This window comes from Lysobacter firmicutimachus, assembly GCF_037027445.1.
GTDB classification, from domain to species: domain Bacteria; phylum Pseudomonadota; class Gammaproteobacteria; order Xanthomonadales; family Xanthomonadaceae; genus Lysobacter; species Lysobacter firmicutimachus.
Genome location: NZ_JBANDL010000002.1, coordinates 3,209,302 through 3,226,893, shown reverse-complemented (window position 1 = coordinate 3,226,893; position 17,592 = coordinate 3,209,302). Strand labels below are relative to the sequence as shown.

Annotated in this window: 12 protein-coding genes and 3 tRNA genes; 11 read left to right on the top strand and 4 right to left on the bottom strand. The window is 68.7% G+C overall.

The genetic code is table 11. The features are described 5' to 3' along the window. The first annotated feature begins 383 nt into the window (after positions 1-383). From V2J18_RS14120 to V2J18_RS14110, 3 genes are all read left to right on the top strand, one after another. Positions 384-596 carry a hypothetical protein gene (locus V2J18_RS14120; protein WP_064749938.1) on the top strand — a complete coding sequence of 71 codons (213 nt, stop codon included), beginning with the start codon at positions 384-386 and terminating at the stop codon, positions 594-596. A 50-nt stretch (positions 597-646) separates the two neighbouring features. Further along, positions 647-3,121 (top strand): TonB-dependent receptor, encoded by a 2,475-nt coding sequence (locus V2J18_RS14115; RefSeq protein WP_336132069.1) that lies wholly within the window; start codon positions 647-649, stop codon positions 3,119-3,121. Between the two features lie 661 nt (positions 3,122-3,782). Further along, complete coding sequence (locus V2J18_RS14110; protein WP_336132068.1) at positions 3,783-4,283, top strand: CinA family protein; 501 nt, start codon at positions 3,783-3,785, stop codon at positions 4,281-4,283. A 22-nt stretch (positions 4,284-4,305) separates the two neighbouring features. Here V2J18_RS14110 and V2J18_RS14105 read toward each other — a convergent pair whose 3' ends face one another. Continuing rightward, complete coding sequence (locus V2J18_RS14105) at positions 4,306-5,247, bottom strand: bifunctional helix-turn-helix transcriptional regulator/GNAT family N-acetyltransferase (RefSeq protein ID WP_336132067.1); 942 nt, start codon at positions 5,245-5,247, stop codon at positions 4,306-4,308. A 114-nt stretch (positions 5,248-5,361) separates the two neighbouring features. On the opposite strand from V2J18_RS14105, the gene lexA reads away from it, so the two are divergent. From lexA to V2J18_RS14065, 8 genes are all read left to right on the top strand, one after another. Then, a complete protein-coding gene (gene lexA, locus V2J18_RS14100) occupies positions 5,362-6,009 on the top strand; it encodes a transcriptional repressor LexA (protein ID WP_064748077.1) in 648 nt (215 codons plus the stop codon). Between the two features lie 267 nt (positions 6,010-6,276). After that, a complete protein-coding gene (recA, locus tag V2J18_RS14095) occupies positions 6,277-7,302 on the top strand; it encodes a recombinase RecA (RefSeq protein ID WP_064748078.1) in 1,026 nt (341 codons plus the stop codon). A 552-nt stretch (positions 7,303-7,854) separates the two neighbouring features. After that, a complete protein-coding gene (gene recX, locus V2J18_RS14090; protein ID WP_064748107.1) occupies positions 7,855-8,352 on the top strand; it encodes a recombination regulator RecX in 498 nt (165 codons plus the stop codon). 164 nt (positions 8,353-8,516) lie between these two features. Continuing rightward, positions 8,517-11,150, top strand: a complete 2,634-nt coding sequence (gene alaS / locus V2J18_RS14085; protein ID WP_064748079.1) for an alanine--tRNA ligase — start codon at positions 8,517-8,519, stop codon at positions 11,148-11,150. A gap of 144 nt (positions 11,151-11,294) precedes the next feature. Next, entirely contained in the window at positions 11,295-11,498 is a 204-nt protein-coding gene (csrA, locus tag V2J18_RS14080) for a carbon storage regulator CsrA (protein ID WP_064748080.1), read from the top strand. Positions 11,499-11,573: 75 nt separating this feature from the next. After that, positions 11,574-11,666: transfer RNA gene (locus V2J18_RS14075), tRNA-Ser, on the top strand. Between the two features lie 125 nt (positions 11,667-11,791). Next, positions 11,792-11,868 (top strand) — tRNA-Arg (locus tag V2J18_RS14070). 825 nt (positions 11,869-12,693) lie between these two features. Then, positions 12,694-12,770 (top strand) — tRNA-Arg (locus V2J18_RS14065). 376 nt (positions 12,771-13,146) lie between these two features. Here the strand turns inward: V2J18_RS14065 and V2J18_RS14060 are convergent. The 3 genes from V2J18_RS14060 to kdpC all read right to left on the bottom strand — a co-directional run bounded on the left by V2J18_RS14060 (position 13,147) and on the right by kdpC (position 17,531). Beyond that, positions 13,147-13,866, bottom strand: a complete 720-nt coding sequence (locus V2J18_RS14060; protein ID WP_064748081.1) for a response regulator — start codon at positions 13,864-13,866, stop codon at positions 13,147-13,149. Further along, entirely contained in the window at positions 13,863-16,583 is a 2,721-nt protein-coding gene (locus tag V2J18_RS14055) for an ATP-binding protein (RefSeq protein WP_336132066.1), read from the bottom strand. Before V2J18_RS14055 ends, V2J18_RS14060 begins: the two co-directional genes overlap by 4 nt. A 339-nt stretch (positions 16,584-16,922) precedes the next feature. Continuing rightward, on the bottom strand, positions 16,923-17,531 hold the full coding sequence (gene kdpC, locus V2J18_RS14050; RefSeq protein ID WP_336132065.1) for a potassium-transporting ATPase subunit KdpC: 609 nt from the start codon (positions 17,529-17,531) through the stop codon (positions 16,923-16,925). Positions 17,532-17,592: the final 61 nt, after the last annotated feature.

The window sequence follows — 17,592 nt, the reverse complement described above, 5'->3', positions numbered from 1 at the left end:
GTTGGGGGTTGGGGATTGGGGATTGGGGATTGGGGATTGGGGATTGGGGATTGGGGATTGGGGATTGGGGATTGGGGATTGGGGATTGGGGATTGGGGATTGGGGATTGGGGATTGGGGATTGGGGATTGGGGGTTGGGGGTTGGAAGGCCGCGGCGGAAAGCGGCGCTTGCGTCTTTTCGGTCGTCCCGCCGCGCCGCGCAACGCGGGCCGTAACCGAAAGCGCTGCGGTCGCCGGAATCCACACCGTCCGCGACGGGGCGTGACGGCGCTTGAAGCGCAGGCATCGCAGCACACCTTGGTGCCGCTCCTGGTGGAATTCGATCCGAACGTTCGTGCGAATGCGTCCGCCTTTCCCTGCGGACCGCGTTCCGCGCGACGCCGGTGCTGCGCCGCGGCACGCTGATCGTGATCGTCGTGGTAGTTTCGGCGGCACGGCCGCACGCACGCTTTCGCACTGCGGCCGACATCGCTTCCGAATTACGTAACGATCTGGTGATGCGAGCCGCTCCGGATGCCACGACGCCGCGCGTCGCGGCCGCGGACCGCGTCGCCGAACTCGACTCGTCGTTCGCCATCAAGGGGAAAACTCAATGATCGCTCGCCCGCCGGCCCGCAGGTCCCTGTCCTTGGCCATCGCTTTGAGCATGGCCGCGCTCGCCGCGAACGTGCAGGCGCAACAGGCGCCGACGGCCGCGGAAGACACCGAAGCCAAGACCCTGGCCGGGCTGACCGTCACTGCGCAGAAGCGCGAGGAGGCGATGCAGGACGTGCCGATCGCGATCACCGCCTTGCCCGAGCAGCTGATCCAGGACAGCGGCGTGCGCGACATCAAGGACGCGCAGATGCTGGTGCCGGGCCTGACCGTGACCAGCACCCAGAGCGAGGTGCAGACGGTCGCGCGCATCCGCGGCATCGGCACGGTCGGCGACAACGCTGGCCTGGAGTCCTCGGTCGGGGTGGTGGTCGACGGCGTGTACCGCCCGCGCAACGGCGTCGGCTTCGGCGACCTGGGCGAGATCGAGCGGATCGAGGTGCTCAAGGGCCCGCAGGGCACGGTGTTCGGCAAGAACACTTCGGCCGGCGTGATCAACGTCATCACCCGCCGCCCCAGCTACGACACCACCGTGGAAGGCGAGCTGACCGTCGGCAACTACGGCGCCCTCGGCGCCGCGGCTTCGTTCAACACGCCGATCGGCGAGAACGCCGCCTTCCGCATCTACGGCGCCAAGCGCAAGCGCGACGGCTTCAGCGATGTCGAGGTCGGCCGCGGCCCGCGCCGCGAGCGCGAGGACGGCGACCAGAATTTCCACACCCTGCGCGCCCAGCTGTTGCTGGAGCCGACCGAAAACCTCGACATCAACTTCATCGCCGACTACACCAGCCGCGAGGAGAACTGCTGCGTCGGCCTGACCACGGTGCGCGGCCCGACCGCGGCGATCATCAACGCCCTGGTCGGCGGCGTCGGCGTGGCGCCGGTGGCCGACCCGTTCGCGCGCGTGGCCTGGAGCAACCGCTCCACCAGCCAGGACATCAAGGACAAGGGCGTGTCGGCCCAGATCGACTGGATCACGCCCTGGTTCGGCGGCGCGACCCTGACCTCGATCACCGCCTCGCGCGACTGGCAGGCGATCAACGGCCTGGACTTCGATTTCACCGCCGTCGACATGATCTATCGCAACCCGGACTCGGACGAGTCCTTCACCGGCTTCAAGCAGTTCAGCCAGGAGTTCCGCCTGACCGGCGCCACCGACAAGCTCGACTGGATGGTCGGCCTGTTCTATTCCGACGAAGACCTCAAGCGCCACGATTCCTACAGCCTGGGCGCGCACTACGAGCCCTATCTGTCGACCGCGGTGCTGGGCCAGATCGCCGCGCGCTTCCCGGCCGGAGTGGTCAACACCGCCAACGCCGCGACTTTCCTGTCGCAAGCCAGCGGGCGGCCGTTCGGCAGCAGCTTCGGCGGACTCGGCGCGCTCGACCGCTACGACCAGAACAGCAAGAGCGTGGCGCTGTTCACCAACAACACCTGGCACGCGACCGACGCGCTCGATATCACCCTGGGCCTGCGTTACACCAAGGAGAACAAGGAGCTGGACTCGGTCTACAGCAACCCCAACGGCGGCCTGGGCTGCGGCGCGGCGATGGCCAATCCGGCCCGGGTCGGCCAGGCCCTGGCCGCGCGCGGCGTGCCGCTGGCGGCGGTCAATGCGCTGGTGCCGCAGGTGATCGGCTTCATGTGCCTGCCCTGGGCCAACACCTTGCACAACGGCCGGGTGACCAATCAGGAACGCGACGAGAAGGAATGGTCGGGCACGCTCAAGGCCGCCTATCGCTGGAACGAGCACGTCATGGGCTACGCGTCCGCGGCGCGCGGCTACAAGGCCGGCGGTTTCAACCTGGACCGGGTGCAGTCCTCCAACGGCCTGTCCAGCGGCACGGCCGGCATCCGTCCGGTCGCCGACACCTCGTTCCCGGGCGAGTTCGTCGACAGCTACGAGCTCGGCGCCAAGACCACCTGGGCCGACGGCAACCTGCTGCTCAACGCGACCTTGTTCCACCAGACCTACAGCGACTTCCAGCTCAACAGCTTCCTCGGCACCAGTTTCGTGGTGCGCTCGATTCCGGAAGTAGTGTCCAAGGGCATCGACACCGAGATCCTGTGGCAGACCGGCCTCAAGGGCCTGATGCTGCAGGGCGGCCTGATGTACGCCGACACTCGCTACGGCGACGATCCGCTGCCCGACGCCGACCTGGCCAAGCTGCCCGGCGCGCGCGCCAGCTTCGCGCCGCTGTGGTCGGCGTCGGCTTCGGCGACGTACCAGTGGGACTTCGGCGCCAGCCTGGTCGGCCGGGCCCACATCGGCGCCAAGTACTCTTCCGACTACAACACCGGTTCCGACCTCGATCCGGAAAAGGGCCAGGACGCCTATACCGTGGTCAACGCCCGGCTCGGCATCGGCGCCAAGGACCGGCGTTGGATGGTCGAGGCCTGGGCGATCAACCTGACCGACGAGGAATACAAGCAGGTCGGCTTCGACGCGCCGTTGCAGACCGGTTCCTGGAACGCCTTCCTCGGCGCCCCGCGCACTTATGGCGTCACCTTGCGGGTCATGTATTGACCGCCCCGCGGCGCGACCGCCTCTAGCGGTCGCGTCCGCCCCCCGTGAAGGCGGCGCAAGCCGCGACCGCCATCCATCACTCTCGCCCCGCTTTGTCCTGGGGCCCCTGTAGGAGCGGCGTAAGCCGCGACCGCGTCCTTTCGGCCTCGCGGCGTCTGTCGTTCGAAGGCCTGTAAAGCCTCGAAGCCTCAAAGAAAAGCTTCCGCCCGCAAGCGGCCGGGTCACTTTCTTTGTCCAAGGCGACAACGTCCGACTGGATTTCCTTCGGTCAAAAGCAACCAAAGAAAACGCCATGGCCGTTTCGAATCAAAAGCCGCTATGGGACGCCGCTGACGCGGGGCTGCTCCGCACAGGCCCTCCCTGGCCTGGCTGTGCACGGCCCGCCTCCCTGCGGGCCGCCCTCCGGGGCTTCAGTGGTTCTCGCGAGATCGAAGCGGCGCCAAGCTATCCATAGCAACAACAACAGCGCCCGCCGGCGCTGTTGTTGTTGTGGGGGTAGGAGCGGCGCAAGCCGCGACCGCGGAGCTTCGATCTCGCGCCGCCAGCAGGGCAGGGGAAGGACGTCCCCGCTCGGCCCTGCACGCGCTCGCCGCCCCGGCCTTCGCCTGCAACCGCCCCGCCCGGCAAAGCCCGTCGCGCGGCGCCGGCTATAGTGGCGGCCATGACGCCCGAGACCTCCGACCCCGCCCTGCAGACGCTCGCCGCCGGCATCGGCGAAGCCGCCCGCCTCAACCACCATATGCTGGTCACCGCCGAAAGCTGCACCGGCGGCTGGATCGCCAAGACCCTCACCGATATCGCCGGCTCCTCGGCCTGGTTCGAATGCGGCATCGTCGCCTACAGCTACGAAGCCAAGCAGGCCTTGCTGAGCGTGCGCCCGCAGACCCTGGAACAGTTCGGCGCGGTCAGCCGCGAGACCGTGATCGAGATGGTTTCCGGCGCCCTGGCCAACACCGGCGCCACCGTCGCGGTCGCGGTCACCGGCATCGCCGGCCCGGGCGGCGGCACCGAAGACAAACCGGTCGGCACGGTCTGGATCGCCTGGAAGCGCCGCGGCGGTTACCCGCATGCCGAAGCCTTCCATTTCGACGGCGATCGCGAAGCGGTGCGGCGCCAGACCGTGGCCGCGGCCCTGCACGGGCTGCAAACGCTGACCGTCTGAGCCGGGCAGGGCAGGCGTGGTCTCAGGGCAGCGCGCGTTCCCAGATCTGCCCGACCAGGTCGTGGCCGAAGCTGCGGTGCCGGTTCTCCTCGACCAGGACGAAACCGCTGCCTTCGTAGAGGCGCCGCGCCGCGACCAGGACATCGTTGGTCCACAGCCGCATGCGCGCATAGCCGGCCTCGCCGGCGAAGCCGATGCAGGTGTCCACCAGGCGCCGGCCCACGCCAAGCCCGCGTGCGCGCGGGTCCACCAGCAGGCAGCGCAATTGCGCGACCTGGGGATCGCCGGCATGGGCGACCACGAACACGCAACCGACCCGCTCGCCGTCGATCTCGGCGATCCAGCAGCGCTCGCGCGCCGGATCGCGCCGGGTCGCGAACTGCGCGAACAGCGTCGCCACCAGCGCCTCGAACTCATGGTTCCAGCCGTACTCGTCGGCGTACAGCCGGGCGTGGCGCTCGATCGCCCAGCCGAGGTCGCCGATCGCGTGCTCGCGCACGCGCAGCCGCTGCGGCGCCGGCAACGCGTGCGGGGTCAGCGCGCGCTCGGCGTCGGCGATCGCGCGCAGCAGGCGCTCGCGATCCAGCGGCGACAGCGCCGTCAGCATCGCCGCGGTGGCTTGATGCGAGTCGCGGTCCAGCGATGCGAACGCGGCGCGGCCGGAGGCGGTGAGGCGCAGCGCGAAGCTGCGCGCGTCTTGTTCGGAGCGTTGTTTCTCGACCAGCCCGGCCTCGACGAAGGCCTGCACGATCCGGCTCAGATAGCCCGGATCCAGGCCCAGGGTCTGGCCGATCTCGTGTGCCGCCACCGGCTCGCGCTGGGCCAGTTCGAACAACACCCGTGCCTGAGTCAGGGTGTAGGGGCTGTCGAGCAAGTCCTCGCGCAGTACGTCGATCCGGCGAGTGTAGAAGCGGTTGAAGGCGCGGACGGCGTCGACCTGGGACGGGGCGATTTCGGACGTCATGACGCAGACTCGCGGGAGGATGAGGGCAGCCTGCGGCATGTAATTGACTCAGTCAATTAATTCGCGGACGAGCGGTCTTGCCCGGGGCGCGAGTTAGTAGTATTACTACTAACCATGAGCCTGACCGACACCCAGCAAGCCATCCTGGCCCTGATCGCCGAGCGCATCGATGCCGAGGGCCTGCCGCCCTCGCAGACCGAAATCGCCAAGGCCTTCGGTTTCAAAGGCGTGCGCGCCGCGCAGTACCACCTCGACGCGCTCGAGGCCGCGGGCGCGATCGAGCGCGTGCCCGGACGGGCGCGTGCTATCCGCGTGCTGCAGCCGCCGCCGCAGACCCAGCGCGAGCTCAGCCTGGTTCCGGCCAACGAAGAGGCGTTGCGCCTGCCGGTGCTGGGGCGGGTCGCGGCGGGCGCGCCGATCGGTGCCGGCGCCGGGGTCGAGCCCGACGATTACGTCCTGCTCGATCGCAACATGTTCTTCCCGTCGCCGGACTACCTGCTCAAGGTCAAGGGCGACTCGATGCGCGACGAGGGCATTTTCGACGGCGACCTGATCGGCGTGCACCGCACCCGCGACGCGCGCTCCGGCCAGATCGTGGTCGCCCGCATCGACGACGAAATCACGGTCAAGCTGCTCAAGATCGGCAAGGACCGCATCCGTCTGTTGCCGCGCAATCCCGACTACGCGCCGATCGAAGTCCAGCCCGACCAGGACTTCGCGATCGAAGGGCTGTATTGCGGCCTGGTGCGGCCGAACCGCTGAGCCATGGGCTGCGTCGATCCCGCCTGCGACGGTTACGGTACGCCACGCGACTGCGTCGCGGTGCACGCCGCCGATGCCGCGCAGCGCGCACTGGGCGCGGTTTCCTGGGCCGCGGCGCGGACAAATCCGACCCGGGATGCGGCGGTTTCCCGGCAGCCGGCATCGGCCGGTGCAGATAACTTGAATCCAGGCGCCACGATCTCAGTCTCTGCGATACGAGCCCTCTAACGTACCCCCACCACGACAAGACTTAGCAAGGACACCACGATGGACGAGAACAAGAAGCGCGCGCTTGCGGCCGCCCTGGGCCAGATCGAGAAGCAGTTCGGCAAGGGCTCGGTGATGCGCATGGGCGACCGCGCGGTCGAGGCCGCCGAGGTCGTCGGCACCGGTTCGCTGATGCTCGACATCGCGCTCGGCATCGGCGGCCTGCCCAAGGGCCGCGTGGTCGAGATCTACGGGCCGGAGTCTTCGGGCAAGACCACCTTGACCCTGCAGGCCATCGCCGAGTGCCAGAAGAACGGCGGCACCGCCGCCTTCATCGACGCCGAGCACGCGCTCGACCCGATCTACGCCGGCAAGCTCGGCGTCAACATCGACGACTTGCTGGTTTCGCAGCCCGATACCGGCGAACAGGCGCTGGAAATCGCCGACATGCTGGTGCGCTCGGCCGCGGTCGACATGGTCGTGGTCGACTCGGTCGCCGCGCTGACCCCGAAGGCCGAAATCGAAGGCGAAATGGGCGACCAGCTGCCGGGCCTGCAGGCCCGCCTGATGAGCCAGGCGCTGCGCAAGCTGACCGGCAACATCAAGCGCTCCAATGTGCTGGTGATCTTCATCAATCAGCTGCGCATGAAGATCGGCGTGATGATGCCGGGCCAGAGCCCGGAAACCACCACCGGCGGCAATGCGCTGAAGTTCTATGCCTCGGTGCGCCTGGACATCCGCCGCATCGGCTCGATCAAGAAGGGCGACGAGATCATCGGCAACCAGACCAAGATCAAGGTGGTCAAGAACAAGCTGGCACCGCCGTTCAAGCAGATCGTCACCGAGATCCTCTACGGCGAGGGCATCTCACGCGAAGGCGAGCTGATCGACATGGGCGTGGAGGCCAAGCTGGTCGAGAAGTCCGGCGCCTGGTACAGCTGCGACGGCGAGCGCATCGGCCAGGGCAAGGAGAACGCCCGCCAGTACCTCAAGGAAAACCCCGAGATGGCCGCGCGCCTGGAAACGGCGCTGCGCGAGAAGTACGTCCCCGGCGAAGCGCCGCGCGGCGATGAAGACGAGGGCTGAGCGGGCTGAGCGTTCGCAGCGATGACGGCGGATCGGAACTCTTCCGGCGGCCGTGGCCGCAACGACGATCGGGCGGCCGGGCAGGGCGACCTGCCGGCCGGCTCGGCTGCGGCCAGGCAGCGCGAAGCGCTGCGTGCGCGGATTCGAGCGATCGAGGCCGGTCGCGCCGCTCGCGTCGCCAGCGAGCGTGCCGGCGCGCGACCGACGACGCCCCGCGTCTCTGACGAACGCGACGCCCCAGGCGAACGCGTCGATGCCCCCGGAGGGCTGGATCCGGAAACGGCGACCCGCCGGGGGAGCATGGAACCGCGCTCGGTGCCGTCGTCGCGTCGTGCCGATGCGGACGGGCAGGGCGACGAGGAGCTGTCGCATGTCCGCTCGCGGCTTGGCGGTGGCGCCGGGCGTCGGGGTGTGGGCTGCGCGGGCGTCCCCGGCCTCGATCCCGACGAGAGCCAGGCCGCCTGGCTTCGATCCGGTTCCGATGCGGAGCCCGCTCCGGATTCGGCGCCCGCCCCGGAGTTCGAAGATCCCGCTGCGGCGCCGCCCACCGGCCTGTTCGATCCCGAGGATGCCGCGACGGCACGTGGCCGGCGCCGCGGCAGCCGCGAGCAAAGCCCGACCCAGCGCGCTCTGGGCCTGCTGACCCGGCGCGAGCATTCGCGGCGCGAGCTGACCCGCAAACTGACCTCGCGCGGCCTGGACGCGGGCGAGGTCGAAGAGGCGGTCGACCGCCTCGCCGAAGCCGGCTGGCAGAACGACGAGCGCTTCGCCGAAAGCCTGGTCCGCAGCCGCGCCGGCAACGGCTACGGGCCGCTGCATATTCGGGCCGAGCTGGCCATGCACGGCCTGCCCGCCGACGCCGTCGCCGCCGCCCTGGCCGGCTACGAGGGCGACTGGGCCGAGAACGCCCGCGACCTGGTCCGGCGCCGCTTCGGCGAGGACCATGCGGCCGACCCCAAGCTGCGCCGCAAGGCCGCCGATCTGCTGCTGCGGCGGGGCTTCGACGGCGAAACCGCGCGGAATGCGAATCGTTCCCGGGACCCGGACTGAACGTCCGGAGACTTTTGTGTCGAACCCTTGCGCATTAGGGCCCTCGGCCTGCTAGGCTTACCGGCTTTCGGGTCCCCGGGTTGCCTGTTCCAGTCGATGCCCCCATAGACGGTGGCATGGGTTCGGTCGAGCGCCGCGCTCCCGACCAGGCGATTATCCCAGGCATGAAGACCACCACTGAAATCCGCAGCGATTTCCTCGAGTTCTTTCGGGGCAAGGGCCACACCATCGTGCCGTCGGCGCCGCTCGTGCCGGCCAACGATCCGACCTTGCTGTTCACCAACTCGGGCATGGTCCAGTTCAAGAACGTGTTCCTCGGCAGCGAGAAGCCGGGCTACGTGCGCGCGGCCGACGTGCAGCGCTGCCTGCGTGCCGGCGGCAAGCACAACGATCTCGATCAGGTCGGCTACACCGCGCGCCACCACACCTTCTTCGAGATGCTCGGCAACTGGTCGTTCGGCGACTACTTCAAGGAAGACGCCATCGTCTGGGCCTGGGAGCTGCTGACCGGCGTGTGGAAGCTGCCGGCCGAGCGCCTGCTGGTCACGGTCTACCAGACCGACGACGAAGCCTACGAGATCTGGAACAAGAAGATCGGCATCCCGGCCGAGCGCATCGTCCGGATCGGCGACAACAAGGGCGCGCCGTTCGCCTCCGACAATTTCTGGCAGATGGCCGATACCGGTCCCTGCGGCCCCTGCACCGAGATCTTCTACGACCACGGCGCGCACATCGCCGGCGGCCCTCCGGGCTCGCCGGACGAGGACGGCGACCGCTACATCGAGATCTGGAACCTGGTGTTCATGCAGTTCGACCGCCAGCCCGACGGCAGCCTGGTACCGCTGCCGGCGCCCTGCGTCGACACCGGCATGGGCCTGGAGCGTCTGGCGGCGGTGCTGCAGGGTGTGCACGGCAACTACGAAATCGACCTGTTCCGCCATTTGATCGCGTCCGCGGCCCAGGCCACCGGCACCGCCGATCTGGAGAACAAGTCGCTGCGGGTGATCGCCGATCACATCCGCGCCTGCTCCTTCCTGATCGTCGACGGCGTGCTGCCGTCCAACGACGGCCGCGGCTATGTGCTGCGCCGGATCATCCGCCGCGCTCTGCGCCATGGCTGGATGCTGGGCCAGAAGGGCACCTTCTTCCACAAGCTGGTTCCGGCCCTGGTCGAGGTGATGGGCGACGCCTATCCCGAGCTGACCGCCAAGGCCGACTTCGTCGCCGCGGCGCTGGCCGCCGAAGAAGAGCGCTTCGCCGCGACGCTCGACTCGGGCATGCGCATCTTCGACGAAATCGCCGCGCGCTCGCAGGGCGTCATCGCCGGCGCCGACGCGTTCAAGCTCTACGACACCTACGGCTTCCCGGCCGACCTGACCGGCGACATCGCGCGCGAGCGCGGCTTGAGCGTCGACATGGCCGGCTTCGAAGTCGAAATGGAGAAGCAGCGCGAGATCGCGCGCCAATCCGGCAAGTTCGGCAACAAGACCGCGATGCCGGCCGAAGTCGCCGCGCGCCTGGCGCCGACCGAGTTCCTGGGTTACGACCGTCTCACCGAAGGCGGCCTGCAGGTCGTGGCGTTGATCCGCGACGGCGTGGCCGTCGACGAGCTGCGCATCGGCGACGAGGGCGCGGTGATTCTCGACCGCACCCCGTTCTACGCCGAAAGCGGCGGCCAGGTCGGCGACACCGGCGAGCTCGACGAAGCCGGCACCCGTTTCGCGGTCGAAGACACCCAGAAGTTCGCCGGCCAGTTCCACGGCCACGTCGGTCGCCTGACCGCCGGCAGCCTCAAGGTCGGCGACCGCGTGCTCGGCGCGGTCGACCCGGCGCGCCGCGCCGCGACCGTGCTCAACCATTCGGCGACCCACCTGCTGCATGCGGCCCTGCGTCGCCTGCTCGGCGAACACGTGACCCAGAAGGGCTCGTTGGTCGCTCCGGATCGCCTGCGCTTCGACTTCTCGCACTTCAACCCGTTGAGCGATGCCGAGCTCGCCGAGCTCGAGCGCCAGGTCAACGCCGACGTGCGCCGCAACTACGCAGCCGAAGTGCATCACATGGGCATGCAGGAAGCCCTGGATTTCGGCGCGATGGCGCTGTTCGGCGAGAAGTACGGCGACAACGTGCGCGTGCTGCGCATGGGCGAGGCGTCGACCGAACTGTGCGGCGGCACTCACGTGTCGCGCACCGGCGATATCGGTTTGTTCAAGATCGTTTCCGAAGGCGGCGTCCAGGCCGGCGTGCGCCGGATCGAGGCGGTGACCGGGCAGGGCGCGCTGGACTACGTCGCCGAGGAAGAGCGTCGCCTGGAGCAGGCTGCGCGCCTGCTCGGCGGCAACGCCGCCGACGTGGCCGACAAGCTGCGCGCGCTGCTCGACCGGCAGAAGAAGCTCGAGCGCGAACTCGAAGCGATCAAGGCCAAGGCCGCCTCCGGCGCCGCCGCGGACCTGGCCGCTTCGGCGACCGAGATCGGCGGAGTCCGGGTCGTGGCGACCCGGTTGGAAGGTTTCGACGCCAAGGCGTTGCGCGAGGCGGTCGATCGCCTCAAGCAGCAGCTTGGCGACGCGGTGATCGTGCTGGCGGGAGCCAGCGACGGTAAGGCGGCTTTGGTCGCCGGTGTGAACGGAAGCGCGTCTGGCAAGGTCAAGGCGGGGGAACTCCTCTCGCACGTGGCCAGTCAGATCAACGGTAAAGGCGGCGGACGCCCCGACATGGCGCAGGGCGGCGGCGACGACGGCCCGGCTTTGTCGACGGCTCTTGCGGGCGTCGCGCATTGGGTTGAGAGTAGGCTTGTCTGAACGGCGAACAGTGATCCCTATCGCTTGCGACCATGTTTGGCCGGTCGCTAATATGGTTCACGTTTGTGTACAAATTGAAGCATTCGTCCTAGTGGAAAAGAATGCCAACGCCGGCACCGCGGTGCCGGCTCGAGGAGGTTTTCAATGCTGATCCTGACGCGTCGCGTCGGCGAAACCTTGATGATCGGCGACTCGGTGACGGTCACCGTGCTCGGCGTCAAGGGTAACCAGGTGCGCATCGGTATTACCGCACCCAAAGATGTCGCGGTCCATCGCGAGGAAATCTATCAGCGCATTCAGCGCGGCGAGGACGCGTCGGACGATTCGGGCAAAAACAGCGGCGGTTAAAAAAAAATCGTCGCGAGACATTGCCGCGGACTGGGTGAGCCGTTATGCTTCCCGCCCGCATTGCTTCATCGATGCGGAGAGTTGCCCGAGAGGCTGAAGGGGCTCCCCTGCTAAGGGAGTATAGGGTCAAAAGCTCTATCGAGGGTTCGAATCCCTCACTCTCCGCCAGTTGTACCGAAGCCGCCTCCGGCGGCTTTATTTTGCCGATCCATCCCGTGCGACACGGTCGGGTCGGCAAACGGTTCGAAAGGTATTGACGGAAAGCGGTTCGTTCGTCATAATTTTTCAACTAAGCGCCCGTAGCTCAGCTGGATAGAGCACCAGGCTACGAACTTGGGGGTCGGAGGTTCGAATCCTTCCGGGCGCGCCATTATCAAGAAGCCGGCAATCGCAAGATCGCCGGCTTTTTCTTTGTCCGCTTTCCTTCCGGCAGACGAGCCGCATCCCGGCACACAAGCCGCATCGTTTCGGCGTACCCGGCCGGCTCGGATTGCTGCAATCCGCCTGCTTTCCAATCGGGGCGGTACTGGCCGGCCCCGAGGCCGTTTCGTACCGACGACCCATCGGACGGACTGGATTTGCCTCGCTGATCGTGCCCGACGCGGCCAGCCGCCCTGGCAGGAGCGGCGCAAGCCCCGACCCACCGTAGCAGCGCCCGCAAGCGTTCTGTCCGCAGCCCCGATAGCCGGATGATTTCTCGGCGTCGGCCTGCGCGCAACCAGCCCCAACCGCGATCGCCGAGCGCCGCCGCACCTCATCGCCGCACGAAGAACAGGGTAGGAGCGGCGCAAGCTGCGACCCACCGCAGAGGCGCGCGCAAAAAACGTTCTGTCCGCAGCCCCGATAACCGAACGAACTTTTTGGCGTCGGCTCGTGCGGAATTCGAAAGCGATGCGCCCGAAGCCCGCGCAACCGCAAGGCGCCGCGTCCACCATGCCGTTTGCCCAGACTTCGAACCGAACGCGTGCGCGCCGCCACGATAGCGCCAGGCTCGTACCGTCCTCATGGGCTGCACTTCGTGCGGCGGCGCGATGCTGCGCCGATGCGGGGCTTGTCTGCGCCTGAGGTGCGGGGCTTGTCTGTGCCTGAGGTGCGGGGCATCGGCGATACGCATGACGTCGATGCGCGACATGCCCGCCATGCCGCGCAGAGACTTCCCGTCGCGTGAATTACACGGCATAATTCTTCGCCTTGGGCGCCCGTAGCTCAGCTGGATAGAGCACCAGGCTACGAACTTGGGGGTCGGAGGTTCGAATCCTTCCGGGCGCGCCACTTTTTTCGAACCCGGCAATCGCAAGATTGCCGGGTTTTTCTTTGCCCGCGCGTCGCACGCAGGCCTGGGCATGCGCACAGCGCACGCCATTCGCGCTTATGCGCGCAGCGAAGACGCTTGCGCCAGAATCGGCAAACGCATGCAGCGCACGCCGCCCTGCGGCCACGCGCAGCCAGCGCATCCGAATCTCCTGTAGGAGCGGCGTAAGCCGCGACGACGCGCAGCGCAGCCGTTCTGTCCGATATCCGGCCAAGCGGCGCCGGCATCGGGACGCCATCCGGCTCCCGGGTTTCGGCCGCATCGCTTCCGATCGTCGCTGCGGCTGTCGCGGCTTGCGCGGCTCCTACAAGGGCGACGCCGCCGCGTCGGCAGGGCTCAACGCTTGTCGATGAAGCGCAGGCCGACGCCGGGTTCGGTGGCGATGTAGCGCGGCGCGGCGGCGTCGTCGCCGAGTTTGTGTCGCAGCTTGCCGACCAGGATGCGCAGGTAGTGGGTGTCTTCCTGGTGCGTCGGCCCCCACAGCTCGCGCAGCAGCTGCGGCTGGGTGACCACGCGCCCGGCATGCTGGAACAGTAGCGCCAGCAGGGCGTATTCCTTGCGCGCCAGCGCCAGCGGTTCGCCGTGCAGTTGCACTTCGCGCCGGGCCAGGTCGATGCGCAGGCGGCCGTCGTCGAACACCGGCAAGGTCTCGCCTTGCGGGCCGTGTGCGCGCAGCAGGGCGCGCACGCGCGCCATCAGCTCCTGCACGCCGAACGGCTTGGTCACGTAGTCGTTGGCGCCGCCATCGAGCGCGGCGACTTTTTCGGCCTCGCTGGAGCGCACGGTCAGCAGGATCACCGGCACGCCCGACCATTGGCGCAGTTCGCGCAGCACGTCATGGCCGTCGCGGTCGGGCAAGCCCAGGTCGAGGATCACCAGGTCGGCGCCGCGCGTGGCCAGGCGTTCCAGGCCGGCATTGCCGCTGTCCGCCGACTCCACCGCATAGCCTTGCGCGCGCAGGGCGATGTCGAGGAACTTGCGGATCTGCGGTTCGTCGTCGATCACCAGCACGCGCGCGGGTGCGGCGGAGGCGGGGGCGGCGTGGTCCTCGGTCATGGCGCGGGGGCGGCGTCGGCCTTGGGTTCGGGTTCGATGGGCGGCAGGGTAATGCGGATCGTGGTGCCGCGGCGACCCGGGGCGTCGGGCTGGCCGGGCAAGGCCACCACGCTGCCGCCGTGGGCGCCGATCATGCCCTGGCAGATCGCCAGCCCCAGACCGGTGCCCTGGCGGCCGCGGTCGCCGCGCTCGACGCTGTAGAACATGTCGAAAATCCGTGCCCGCTCGTCCTCGGGTATGCCCGGGCCGCGGTCGGCGACATCGATCCGCAGCACGCGTTCCGGACCATCGGGCTCGCCGTCGACGCAGCGCGCGTCCACCGTCACCGGAGCATCGTCCGGAGAGAACTTCACCGCGTTCTCCAATACGTTGAACAAGGCCTGTTCGATCAACGCCGGATGCACCCAGATCGGTGCGAGGCCGGGTTCGATGCGGATGTCGAAGCGCGCGCCCGGCTGGTAGCGCTGCAGTCGCGAGACCGCCGAGCCGATCAGTTCGTCGACGCCGATCCAGTCGCGATTGAGCGCCAGGCCGCCATGGCCGAGCCGGGTCATGTCGAGCAGGTTCTGGATATAGCGGTCCAGCCGCTCGCCTTCGATGCGGATGGTGTCGAGCAGGGCGTGGCGATCCTCGCGCGGCATCGCTTCGGCGTAGTGGTCCAGACTGCTGGCGGCGCCGATGATCGAGGCCAGCGGCGAGCGCAGGTCGTGCGAGACCGAGGACAGCAGGGCCGAGCGCAGGCGTTCGGTCTCGCCGCTGACGCGCGAGTCCTCCAGGTCGGCGACCAGGCGCGTGCGCAACACCGCCTGGGCGATGTCGTCGGTCATGGCTTCGGCGAGCCGGCGCTGTTCTGGGCCGAGCCGCGTCAGCGAGGGTGCGAAGCGCAGCCCGACCAGGCCCGCGGCGGGCTTGTCGCCGGCGTCGCCGCTCAGCGGCAACAGCCACCAGTCCGAGCCGGCCAGGGTATCGGTGTAACGGCCGGCGGGCTGGCGGTGCTTGAGCGCCCAGTCGGCGGCGGCGCGGTCCTTGTCGCTGAGTTCGGGCAGGTTCGATCCGGCCAGCGGCGCCGCGCCGACGTAAACGAACACCTCGGCGCCGAGCGAGCGTTTGAGCGCGCGCTTGCCGGCGCGTACCACCTGGCCCGCGTCCGCGGCTGTGGCCAGCTCGCGGCCCAGCGTCTGCAGTTCGGTGGCGTGCGCATTCGCCGCGCGCAGCGCCAGCACCTGCATTCGCAGCTTGGACGCCAGCCGCCCGGCGACCAGGGCGGCGACCAGGAACAAGGTCACCGTGGTCACGCCCTGGCTGGCCCCGATCAGCAGGGTGTAGCGCGGTTCGATGAAAAAGAAGTTGTAGGCGAGGAAGCACAGCGCCGAGGCGAGCACCGCCGCGGTCATGCGGGTGCGCGCGGCCACCATCACCACCGCGACGATGAACACCAGGGACAGGTCGTCCAGGCCGATCCAGCGCTCGGCGAAGCCGGCGAGCAGGGTCGCGATGGCGACCGCGACCACCGCCAGCGCGGCGTCGCTGCGGCTGAGCAGGCCGCGCAGACGGCTGCCGCTGTCGCGCAGCGAACGGCGCGCGCGGGCGCGCGCTTCGGGCGTGCTGACGATGGTCAGCTCGTAATGGGCGCCGCGTTGGATCAGTTGTTGGGTCAAGGTGCGGTTGATCATCCGCGCCAGCGGCCGCTCGCGGGTGCGGCCCAAAACGATCGTCGATGCGCCGGCGCGTTCGGCATGATCGAGCAGCGCGTCGACGATGCTGTTGCCGTGCAGGACCACGGCCTCGCCGCCGAGCCGCCGGGCCAGGGCGAAGGCGCGGTCGAGCTCGCTCTGCCGCGGTGCGTCGGGCGCGCCGCCGGTCTCCACCGTGACTACCAGCCAGGGCGCATCGCGCCGCTCGGCCAGGCGCCGCGCCACCCGCACCAGGTACTCGGACTGGCCGAGACCGTCGATCGCCACCATCACCGCGCGCCGCAGCGGCACGCCGGGCAGGCCGCGCGCGGTCTGCGCCTCGCGCAGGTCGCTGTCGACCCGGTCGGCGGCGGTCTGCATCGCCAGCTCGCGCAGCGCGGTGAGGTTGGACGGGGAGAAGAACGCCTGCAACGCGTGCGCGGCCTGTTCGGGCACGTAGACCTTGCCCTGTTGCAGGCGCTCGATCAGCTCTCGCGGCGGCAGGTCGACCAGGACGATGTCGCGCAGGCGATCGAACAGCGCATCGGGCACGGTCTCGCTGACGCGCACGCCGGTGATCCGGTGGACGACGTCGTTGAGGCTTTCCAGATGCTGGATGTTGACCGTGGTGTAGACGTCGATGCCGGCGTCGAGCAACTCCAGCACGTCCTGCCAGCGCCGCTCGTGGCGGCTGCCGGGCGCGTTGCGATGAGCGAGCTCGTCGATCAGGGCGACCTGCGGGCGGCGTGCGAGCAGGGCGTCGAGATCGAGTTCCTCCAGGGGGCGGCCCTGGTAGTCGATGCGCTTGCGCGGCAGTAGGTCCAGGCCGTCGAGCAGGGCGGCGGTTTCGGCGCGGCCATGGGTCTCGACCACGCCGACCGCGACGTCGCTGCCGCGCCGCTGCAGTTCGCGCGCGCGGCCGAGCATGGCATAGGTCTTGCCGACGCCGGGCGCGGCGCCGAGGAAGATGGTCAGCCGCCCGGCGCCCTGGCGTTGCAGTTCGCCCATCAGGGCATCGGCTTGGGCGCTGCGGGGATCGCTCATGGGGAGATTGTGCGCCGGGCGGGTGATGGGTGTGTAGTTGGACGCGGCGAAGACGTGGCTGTCCGGCGGGGCCTGGATCGGCACCGCGACAGCCACAGCGACTCCCCGCGTTGCTGTGCGAGCGCCGTCCCCTTTTCGAGGGACGCCACAGCAAGAGCTGCGCTTCCATCTCAACCAGGAAGCGCCAGCATGAGCTTTGCTTCCCTTGCCACGGGGTCAGTTGCAGGAGCTGCGCCTTTCTTTCAAAGGGCAACGGTCGAATCCGCGAACCCCCCAGCCATGCAACGACCACCGAAGCATTCCCCCTTCGATAAGGCGGCTAGCGGGACTGGCTTTGGCTCAACGCAATGCCTGCATCGCATCCAGGGCCAGGTTGAGCTGCAACACGTTGACCCGCGGCTCGCCGAGAACGCCGAACTGCGGCGCCTCGATATGCCGCGCGATCAAGCTATCGACCGCGGCGACGCTGAGCCCGCGGGCGCGGGCGACGCGGGCGGCCTGCACCCGCGCCGAACGGGGCGAGATGTGCGGATCCAGGCCGCCGCCGGATTGCGTAGCCAGTTCCGCCGGCACCTCGCTCGGCGCGATGCCTTCGCGCGCGGCGATGGCGGCGGCTTCTTCGCTCAGACGCTTGCGCAGATCCGGGTTGCTGCGCGCCTGGTTGCTGCCGGACGCGGCCATCGGGTCGTACTTGGCCGCCGAGGGGCGCGGCTGGAAGTAGCGAGCGTCTACGAAGGGTTGGGCGACCAGGGCCGAGCCGATGGCGCGGCCTTCGCGTTCGATCAACGAACCCTGCGCCTGATCCGGAAAGGCTGTGCGGCCGATCGCGGTGCCGGCCAGCGAATAGGCCAGACCGAAGCCGAGCAGCGATACCAGGGCGAACAGCACCGGCGCGCGCAGGGACTGGCGGTCGTCGATGTTCGGGGCTTGCGTGGATGCGACGTTCATGGGAACTCCTTTGCGTGGGGAGGGGACGAGCCTCGCTCCAACCCCTCTCCCGCAAGCGGAA